The organism is Streptomyces murinus (assembly GCF_002154555.1).
GTDB classification, from domain to species: Bacteria; Actinomycetota; Actinomycetes; order Streptomycetales; family Streptomycetaceae; genus Streptomyces; species Streptomyces murinus.
Genome location: NZ_MUNF01000770.1, coordinates 282 through 9,560 on the forward strand (window position 1 = coordinate 282; position 9,279 = coordinate 9,560).

Annotated in this window: 7 protein-coding genes; 4 read left to right on the plus strand and 3 right to left on the minus strand. The window is 70.9% G+C overall.

All coding sequences use genetic code 11. The features are described from left to right. A partial coding sequence (gene acs, locus CCN72_RS34665) for an acetate--CoA ligase (protein WP_086812322.1) occupies positions 1-1,590 on the minus strand: 1,590 nt, incomplete at its 3' end. Between the two features lie 357 nt (positions 1,591-1,947). On the opposite strand from acs, the gene CCN72_RS34670 reads away from it, so the two are divergent. Continuing rightward, a complete protein-coding gene (locus CCN72_RS34670; RefSeq protein WP_086812314.1) occupies positions 1,948-3,219 on the plus strand; it encodes a polysaccharide deacetylase family protein in 1,272 nt (423 codons plus the stop codon). Between the two features lie 31 nt (positions 3,220-3,250). Here the strand turns inward: CCN72_RS34670 and CCN72_RS34675 are convergent, their stop codons facing one another. Continuing rightward, positions 3,251-4,255, minus strand: coding sequence for an ATP-binding protein (locus tag CCN72_RS34675; protein WP_208638178.1), 1,005 nt, complete (start codon positions 4,253-4,255; stop codon positions 3,251-3,253). Positions 4,256-4,356: 101 nt separating this feature from the next. Here CCN72_RS34675 and CCN72_RS34680 point away from each other — a divergent pair, with 101 nt between their 5' ends. Further along, the gene (locus CCN72_RS34680; RefSeq protein ID WP_085565850.1) at positions 4,357-5,172 is read left to right on the plus strand and encodes a Fic family protein; all 816 of its coding nucleotides are present in this window, start codon (positions 4,357-4,359) and stop codon (positions 5,170-5,172) included. A 452-nt stretch (positions 5,173-5,624) separates the two neighbouring features. On the opposite strand, the gene CCN72_RS34685 is transcribed toward CCN72_RS34680, so the two are convergent. Next, positions 5,625-6,455: an HAD family hydrolase gene (locus CCN72_RS34685; RefSeq protein WP_086812318.1), complete on the minus strand. Its 831-nt coding sequence runs from the start codon at positions 6,453-6,455 to the stop codon at positions 5,625-5,627. A 603-nt stretch (positions 6,456-7,058) separates the two neighbouring features. On the opposite strand from CCN72_RS34685, the gene ssd reads away from it, so the two are divergent. Both ssd and CCN72_RS34695 read left to right on the plus strand, forming a co-directional pair. After that, on the plus strand, positions 7,059-8,156 hold the full coding sequence (gene ssd, locus CCN72_RS34690) for a septum site-determining protein Ssd (RefSeq protein ID WP_086812320.1): 1,098 nt from the start codon (positions 7,059-7,061) through the stop codon (positions 8,154-8,156). Beyond that, positions 8,153-9,279 (plus strand): TadA family conjugal transfer-associated ATPase (locus CCN72_RS34695; protein WP_086812321.1); only part of this gene is annotated, 1,127 nt, incomplete at its 3' end. The genes ssd and CCN72_RS34695, both read left to right, overlap by 4 nt.

The following is a 9,279-nucleotide window of genomic DNA, read 5'->3' on the forward strand; positions in this document are numbered from 1 at the left end:
GGTGGAGATGTTGTGGCCGGACACCAGCATCACGTCGTCGACGCGGCCGAGGAGCCAGATGTCGCCGTCGTCGTCCTTCTTGGCGCCGTCGCCGGCGAAGTACTTGCCTTCGAAGCGGGACCAGTAGGTGTCCTTGAAGCGCTGGTCGTCGCCCCAGATCGTGCGCAGCATGGAGGGCCACGGCTCCGTGAGGACGAGGTAGCCGCCTCCGCCGTCGGGGACCTCACGGGCCTCGTCGTCGACGACGGTGGCGCTGATGCCGGGCAGGGGGCGTTGTGCGGAGCCGGGCTTGGCCTCGGTGACGCCGGGCAGGGGGGAGATCATCATGGCGCCGGTCTCGGTCTGCCACCAGGTGTCCACGACCGGGGTTCGGTCGGCGCCGATGTGTTTGCGGTACCAGATCCAGGCTTCGGGGTTGATGGGTTCGCCGACCGAGCCGAGGATGCGCAGGCTGGAGAGGTCGAACTTGGCGGGGATGTCGTCTCCCCATTTCATGAAGGTGCGGATGGCGGTGGGGGCGGTGTAGAGGAGGGAGACCTTGTATTTCTGGATGATCTCCCAGAAGCGGCCCTGGTGGGGGGTGTCGGGGGTGCCCTCGTACATGACCTGGGTGGCGCCGTTGGCGAGGGGGCCGTAGACGATGTAGGAGTGGCCGGTGACCCAGCCGACGTCGGCGGTGCACCAGAAGACGTCGGTCTCGGGTTTGAGGTCGAAGACGGCCCAGTGGGTGTAGGCGGTCTGGGTGAGGTAGCCGCCGGAGGTGTGCAGGATCCCCTTGGGTTTTCCGGTGGTGCCGGAGGTGTAGAGGATGAACAGGGGGTGTTCGGCGTCGAACGCCTCGGGGGTGTGTTCGGCCGGCTGGGCGGCGACGAGGTCGTGCCACCAGATGTCGCGGGTGTCGTTCCAGGCGACGTCCTGGCCGGTGCGGCGCACGACGAGGACGTGTTCGACGGTGCCGGCTTTCTGGACGGCTTCGTCGACGGCGGGTTTGAGGGCGGAGGGCTTGCCGCGGCGGTAGCCGCCGTCGCTGGTGATGACGACCTTGGCGTCGGCGTCCTTGATGCGGGTGGCGAGCGCGTCGGCGGAGAAGCCGCCGAAGACGACGGAGTGGGCGGCGCCGATGCGGGCGCAGGCGAGCATGGCGATGGCGGTCTCGGGGATCATCGGCATGTAGACGGCGACCCGGTCGCCCTTGCGGACGCCGAGGTGGAGGAGGGCGTTGGCGGCGCGGGAGACCTCGTCCTTGAGCTCGGCGTAGGTGATGGCGCGGCTGTCGCCGGGCTCGCCCTCGAAGTGGATGGCGACCCGGTCCCCGTGGCCGGCCTCGACGTGCCGGTCGACGCAGTTGTGGGCGACGTTGAGGGTGCCGTCCTTGAACCACTTCGCGAAGGGGGGGTTCGACCAGTCCAGCGTCTCGGTCGGTTCTGTGGCCCAGGTCAGCCGGCGGGCCTGCGCGGCCCAGAAGCCGAGCCGGTCAGCCCTGGCCTGCTCATACGCCTCCGCCGTGACGTTGGCGTGTGCGGCCAGGTCGGCGGGGGGCGCGAACCTGCGTTCTTCCTTCAGCAGGTTGGCCAGGCTCTCATTGCTCACGACATCCGCCTTTCGAGGGTGTCCGATGTGTCCCAGGCCACAGCTCATCAGACGTGAGGGGGCGGTGACAAGGGTCGTCGGAAAAATTGGTTTAGACCTATGCGATCGAGAGGGGAAGGGATGGAGTAACGATTCGCAAAGGATCGGCAATGCCACGTAAAGATCATTCATATCTTTTCGGAGCAAATGACCTAGCCGATCCCTCGGAATGGTGAATAAGTCATTTGATCGGCTTGTCATCCTCGTTCCTTCTCGGGTCCGTGTGATCTTGGGCGGTGCCGTCGGTTCAAACTCGGCGGATCACCACAAAAGCCCTCGTCAGCGTTCGTCTGAGAGAAGGAAGAAGGTGGGCGGAACATGGCCGCCAACCAGAGGATCGCCGTCGGCGTGGTCGCCGCGGCCTGTGCCGTCTCGCTCGCGGCGTGCGGGAGCGGCACCCATGCTGTGCAGGGAGGGGCGTCCGGCCCGCAGAAGGGGGCGCCCGCGGCACCCGCACCCAAGAGCGTGCTCCGGCTGATCGGCGACGGATCGACCGCGTACACCGGTACGCAGCCCCATCTGCCCAGGCCCGAGCGGCTGAAGCGGGGTCAGAAGCCCCCGCAGTTCGTCGTCTTCTCCTGGGACGGCGCGGGCGAGGACAGCCAGAAGCTGTTCTCGCACTTCCGCAAGGTCGCCAAGGAGAACAACGCCAATATGACGTTCTTCCTCAGCGGTGTTTACCTGCTGCCGGAGGACAAACGCGACCTCTACAAGCCCCCGCAGCACTCGCCGGGCAGTTCCGACATCGGCTTCAACGACCAGCAGGGGATCAGCGACACCGTCAAGCAGGCCCGGCTCGCCTGGCTGGAGGGCAACGAGATCGGCACCCACTTCAACGGCCACTTCTGCGGGCCCGACGGCGGGGTCGGCACCTGGTCGGTGGACGAGTGGAAGAGCGAGATCACCCAGGCCAAGCAGTTCGTGGAGAACTGGAAGACGAACTCCGGGATGAAGAACGCGGCCCCGCTGCCCTTCGACTACGACAAGGAGCTGATCGGCGGCCGTACCCCCTGCCTGGAGGGCCAGAAGAACTTCGTGCAGGCGGCCCGCCAGCTGGGCTTCCGCTACGACTCCAGCGGGATCGACAACCAGCTCTGGCCGAAGAAGAAGAACGGCCTGTGGGACCTGTCCATGCAGCTGGTCCCCTTCCCCGGGCACAACTTCGAAGAGCTGACCATGGATTACAACTACATGATCAACCAGTCGGGCACCAAGACCCAGGGCGACCCCGACAAGTTCGGCGAATGGGGCGACCAGGTACGCGACAGCCTCCTCCAGGGCTTCGACCGGGTCTACGACGGCAACCGCGCACCCCTGGTCATCGGCAACCACTTCGAGTCCTGGAACGGCGGCACGTACATGCACGCCGTCGAGGACGTGGTGAAGAAGGTCTGCGGCAAGCCCGAGGTGCGCTGCGTCTCCTTCCATCAGCTGGCCGACTGGCTGGACGCCCAGGACCCCAAGACCCTGGAGAAACTGCGGAGCCTGAAGGTGGGTGAGGCGCCCAAGCAGGGCTGGGCGTCCTACCTCTCCGGCCACCCGGCCCCGGCGCCCAAGGGAGTCCCCGGGGCGCCGGCCGTCAAGGGGTAGGCGGCGGGCCGGAGTCGCCGGACGAGCGGTTCTAGACGGGAGCCGACACGCCCGCTTCGAGGCTCGCCCCGACGCCCTCGCCGAGCACGAAGCCGGGGTCGACCTGCGCCGCCAGGTCGGCCCCGGTGCGCTCATTGCCCCACGACTCGGCGTTCTTCAGATGGAAGTGCACCATCTGGCGCATGTAGCGCTCCCGGTCCCGCCGCTCGTACGTGGCGTCGGCGGTGGCCCGAAGGGTCGCCAGCGCACGGGCGTTGGCCTCCTCCAGGAGGTCGAACCGCGGCGGTCGGCCCTTCTCCATGGCCCGCACCCAGTCCGAGCGACCGACCGTGACCAGCAGGTCGTCCCCGACCTCCGCGCGCAGGAAGTCGATGTCGTCCTGCTCCTGGATCTTGTTGCCGACGACCTTCAGGGCGACGCCGAAGTCCCGGGCGTACTCCTTGTACTGGCGGTAGACGGAGACCCCCTTGCGGGTCGGCTCGGCGACGAGGAACGTCATGTCGAAGCGGGTGAACATGCCGGAGGCGAAGGAGTCCGAGCCCGCGGTCATGTCGACCACCACGTACTCGTCGGGGCCGTCGACCAGGTGGTTCAGATACAGCTCCACCGCCCCGGTCTTGGAGTGGTAGCAGGCGACACCGAGATCGGCGTCGGTGAAGGGGCCGGTGACCATCAGACGGACGGCGCCGCCGTCGAGCTCCACCGGACGCGCGCAGGCGTCGTAGACCGGGTTGGGCTCGCGCACCCGCACCAGCCGCGAACCCTGCCCCGGCGGGGTCGTCTTGATCATGGTGGCGGCGGAGGCGATGCGCGGGTTGCTGCCGCGCAGATAGTCCTTGATCAGCGGCAGCCGCTCGCCCATGGCGGGCAGCGCCGCCGCCTCGGCCTCGTCCAGGCCGAGCGCGGGGCCGAGGTGCTGGTTGATGTCCGCGTCGATCGCGACGGCGGCGGCCCCGGACGCGGCGAGGTGGCGGATGAAAAGGGAGGAGAGCGTGGTCTTGCCGCTCCCGCCCTTCCCGACGAAAGCAATTTTCATGTTCACCAAGCGTAGTTGCGTGATAGCTGTAGGTGGCATGGTTGAGTGAAGAAGACCACTCATTCGAGGGGTCTGCCGATCGGGTGCGTACTGTCGTACTCATGAGTACGACAGCCGATCCGCTCGCGGCCCTGGGCGCACTGCCCGGCGTGGCCGAGTCCGTGGAGTCCGTGCGCAAGGCCGTGGACCGGGTCTACGGGCACCGGATCATGCGCCGCCGCAGCAACGCGGTCACCTCCGAGGCGGCCCTGCGCGCCGCCCGCGGCTCGGCGGCGCTGTCCGGCGCCGACTGGGCGCTGGAGGAGGTACGGCGGCGCACCGACTTCGGCACCGACGACGACGCGCGGGTCATGGGCGCGGCCCTGCGGCTGACGGCCGAGGCGGGCCAACTGCTGTCCATCTGGCGGCAGTCACCGCTGCGGGTGCTGGCCCGGCTGCACCTGGTGGCCGCGGCGAGCGACGAGAGCCGGGTCGGCCGGCCGCGCCAGGCCGGTGAGGCGGTGGACGAGCCGCTGATCGAGCTGCCGCTGCCGGACGCGCGGGAGGTCTCCGGGCGGCTGGACGGCCTCGCCGACTTGATCATCGCGGGCAGCTCCGCCCCGGCCCTGGTGACGGCGGCCGTGGTGCACGGCGAACTGCTCGCGCTGCGCCCCTTCACCTCGCACAACGGGCTGGTCGCGCGCGCCGCCGAGCGGATCGTGCTGATCGGCAGCGGCCTGGACCCGAAGGCGGTCTGCCCGGCCGAGGTCGGCCACGCGGAGCAGGGGCGCGCCGAGTACCTGGCGGCGCTGGAGGGCTATGTCTCGGGCACTCCCGAGGGCATGGCGGCGTGGATCGCGCACTGCGGGCGCGCGGTCGAGTTCGGGGTGCGCGAGTCGACGGCGGTGTGCGAGGCGCTTCAGCGCGGCGCGGCCTGAGGCCTTGAGGTTTCGCACCGGGGTGCGGACAGAGATGCGGCGGTACGAATTCTCGTACCGCCGCTGGCATGAGCACCGGGTTACCAAGCGTCCTCGATAACTCGCCCATCAGGACGGGGACTTTGCCCGTACCTGGTGCGGCTGGCCCGTATTCGACGGGTCGACGTCGCGTGGGTGCCCGGTGTTCATGCAGTGGTCCGTGGGCCAAATGCGTAGTGACTGGGGATCCTCTCGGATGTCCATGGTCGCGCGGGCCGCTGATTTCTTTGTACCGCGCGGTGGGGGCAAGCGGAACCCCTGCTCGCACTTCTTTACTTTCCGGCGCGAGCAGGGGTGAAAGGAGCGAGCAGGGGTGAAAGGGGCCTCGGGTGGCGGGCGGCGGGCGTCCGGTGGTGCGTGCGGCGTCGGGCGGTGCCCGTCAGGCGGTGCGTGCGGGCGCCGCGCGGGGCCCGTCAGGCGGTGCCGCGGCGGCGGTTGGCGTACCAGACGAGTCCGGCCGTCGCGGCGGCCGCTCCCACGGCCGCCGCCGCGACCAGCGCGGGGCGCGGCGGTACGGACAGGGTGGGCAGCCGCTTCTTGAGCGGGACGGGGCGGCGGAACTCCAGCACCGGCCAGTCGCGCGCGACGGCCTCGCGGCGCAGTGCCCGGTCCGGGTTGACGGCGTGCGGGTGCCCGACCGCCTGGAGCATCGGCAGATCGGTCGCCGAGTCGCTGTAGGCGAAGCAGCGGTCGAGGTCGTAGCCCTCGGAGAGGGCCAGCTCCCGGATCGCCTCCGCCTTGGTCGGGCCGTAGGCGTAGTACTCCACCTCGCCGGTGAAGCAGCCGTCCTCGCCGACGACCATGCGGGTGGCCACCACCCGGTCCGCGCCCAGGAGTTCACCGACCGGCTCGACCACCTCGGCGCCCGAGGTGGACACGATGACCACGTCCCGGCCGGCCGTGTGGTGCTCCTCGATGAGCGAGGCGGCCTCGTCGTAGATGATCGGATCGATCAGGTCGTGCAGGGTCTCGGCGACGATCTCCCGCACCTGCTGCTGGTTCCAGCCCCGGACCATGTCCGAGAGATAGGCGCGCATGCGCTCCATCTGGTCATGGTCCAGACCGCCGGCCAGGAACACGAACTGGGCATAGGCGGTGCGCAACGCGGCCCTGCGGTTGATCAGCCCGCCTTGGTAGAAGGACTTGCTGAAGGTGAGTGTGCTGGACTTCGCAATGACCGTCTTGTCCAGGTCGAAGAAGGCCGCCGCGCGAGGCAAGGAGTGGTTTTCCACGTCCCCGAGCATAGGCGCCCACCATTCGGCGTAAGGTGTGGCGCGTGGGTTTGCCTGAGAAGGCTCTCGGGTACACCATGGAAGTCACGGATCGTTCGCGACCGTGCTAACCCGGTCCGGCTCCTCCCCCCCCGAGTCGGCCGTGGGGACGACCCCCGCTCTCCCCCCCGGCGGGGGTCGTCGCATGTCCGGACGGGTTTTTCCGCCTCTTTCCTTCCCTCGTACGGCCGAGCGGCCGGCGCTTCCGCGTCGCGACCGCCGCTTCCGCGCGTCCATGATCCGTTACTCCGGGTAATCGTAGGGCTGCGCTGTGGATGCCGCACAGGGGTCGGTACCGGCGTCACCGGTTCGGGTGACGGAGTTATTCACAGGGCCTGAGTTGTCCACGGTTTTCCACCAAGATCCACATTATTTCGCGGATCGCCGCACCGTGTTTCCCACGCACTCCCGCCGCGGCGAGTTCACGGCCGGTTCCGTTTGCGGGAGGCGTATGGCCGATTCCGGTCGGCCTTCATCTCGCCGTTCATGTCGCCGTTCATATGGAAGCCGCCCACCGGTTCTCCAGATGTCGGGAAATCGCGTGGCCACGGGGCCGCGCGGCGAAGGGGGAACACCGTGTCCGGAACCATCACCCATGACCCACCGCCCGCCTGCGGGGGCACTCCGCTCATCGTCACCGAGGACGCCGCGCTCCTGGACGATCTGCTGCGTCTGTGCGCGGCCGCGGGCGCGACCCCCGAGGTGCACCACGGCGTCCCCGACCAGGGGGACACCTGGGCGGCGGCCCCGCTCGTGCTGGTCGGGGACGACGCCGCTCATCGGCTGCTCGGGGCCGCGCGTCGGCGCCAGGTGGTGCTGATCGGCCGGGACCAGGACGACCCGGACGTGTGGCGGCGCGGCATGGAGATCGGCGCCGACCATGTCCTGATCCTCCCCGAGGGCGAGCAATGGCTGGTCGACCGGATCGCCGATGTCGCCGAGGGGGTCGGCCGCCCGGCCCTCACCGTCGGCGTGATCGGCGGCCGGGGCGGGGCCGGCGCGTCCACCCTGGCCTGCGCGCTGGCCGTCACCGCCGCCCGCGAGGGGCTGCGCACCTTGCTGGTGGACGCCGATCCGCTCGGCGGCGGGCTCGATGTGCTGCTCGGCGGCGAGGGCGCCGAGGGCCTGCGCTGGCCGGCCTTCGCCGCCTCCCGGGGGCGGGTGGGCGGCGGCGCCCTGGAGGAGTCGCTGCCCGCGCTGCACTCCCTGCGGGTGCTCAGCTGGGACCGGGGCGACTGCGTCGCCGTGCCGCCCCAGGCCGTGCGCGCGGTGCTCGCCGCCGCCCGGCGCCGCGGCGGCACCGTCGTGGTCGATCTGCCCCGCCGCCTGGACGAGGGGGTCGGCGAGGTCCTCGCCCAGCTCGACCTGGCCCTCCTCGTCGTCCCCGCCGAACTGCGCGCGGTCGCCGCGGCCGGCCGGATCGCCGCCGCCGTCGGCATGGCCGTCCGCGATCTGCGGGTCGCGGTGCGCGGCCCGTACGCACCCGGTCTGGACGACCGCGAGGTGGCCCGTCTGCTCGGCCTGCCGCTCGCGGGGGAGGTGCCGGTGGAACCCGGATTGCTGCGGCCGAGGGGCGGCGGGAGACCGCCGGGCGCGAGCGGGCGCGGCCCACTGGCCCGGTTCTGCACGGGGTTCTGGGAGCGGGCGCTGGTGGAGTCCGGGGGTGCGCGGTGAGCTTCGCGGCGCTCGACCAGGCCGCCCTGCTCGACGGGGTGCGCCGACGGCTCGCCGAGAGCGGTGCCGAACCCACCCCGGCAAGGGTCGCGCAGGCGCTGCGCGCACAGGGGCGGGTGCTCGGGGACGCCGAGATCCTCGGGGTGGCCGAGCGGCTGAGATCCGAACTCGTCGGCAGCGGGCCCCTGGAGCCGCTGCTCGCCGACCCCGAGGTCACCGACGTCCTGGTGTCCGCGCCCGACCGGGTGTGGGTGGACCGGGGCGGCGGCCTGGAGCTGACGCCGGTCACCTTCCCCGACGCGGCGGCGGTACGACGCCTCGCGCAGCGGCTGGCCGCGGTGGCCGGACGCCGGCTGGACGACGCCCGGCCATGGGCGGACGCCCGGCTCCCCGACGGCACCCGGCTGCACGCCGTGCTGCCCCCGGTCGCCGTCGGCTGCACCTGCCTGGCCCTGCGGGTGGTACGGCCCCGGGCCTTCACCCTCGCCGAACTGGTGGCGGCCGGCACGGTCCCACCAGGCGGCGACCGGATCCTCGCCGCCCTGCTGGCCGCCCGGCTGTCCTTCCTGGTCAGCGGCGGCACCGGCAGCGGCAAGACGACGCTCCTCAGCGCCCTGCTGGGCCTGGTCGGCGCCGACGAGCGGATCGTGCTCGCCGAGGACTCCGCCGAGCTCAGACCCGACCATCCGCATGTCGTCCGGCTGGAGACCCGGCCCGCGAACCAGGAGGGCGCGGGCCTGGTCACCCTTCAGGACCTGGTGCGCCAGGCCCTGCGGATGCGGCCGGACCGGCTGGTCGTCGGAGAGGTGCGCGGACCCGAGGTCGTCCATCTGCTCGCCGCGCTCAACACGGGTCATGAGGGCGGCTGTTGCACGGTCCACGCCAACACCGCCGGGGACGTCCCCGCCCGCCTGGAAGCGCTGGCCACGGCCGCTGGCCTCGACCGCGCCGCGCTGCACAGCCAGTTGGCGGCCGCCCTGTCCGTGGTGCTCCACCTGGTCCGTGACCGCTCCGGCCGCCGCCGGATCGCGGAGGTGCATGTCCTGGAGCGGGACGCCACGGGCCTGGTGCGGACGGTGCCCGCGCTGCGGTGGGGGGAGCGGGCGTTCGCGCGGGAGGAGGG

Bases quoted from the DNA above. Each gene is read 5' to 3' on its own strand.
- CCN72_RS34670 (WP_086812314.1), top strand. From the start codon at position 1,948: ATGGCCGCCAACCAGAGGATCGCCGTCGGCGTGGTCGCCGCGGCCTGT.
- CCN72_RS34675 (WP_208638178.1), bottom strand. From the start codon at position 4,255: ATGAAAATTGCTTTCGTCGGGAAGGGCGGGAGCGGCAAGACCACGCTC.
- CCN72_RS34680 (WP_085565850.1), top strand. From the start codon at position 4,357: ATGAGTACGACAGCCGATCCGCTCGCGGCCCTGGGCGCACTGCCCGGC.
- CCN72_RS34685 (WP_086812318.1), bottom strand. From the start codon at position 6,455: ATGCTCGGGGACGTGGAAAACCACTCCTTGCCTCGCGCGGCGGCCTTC.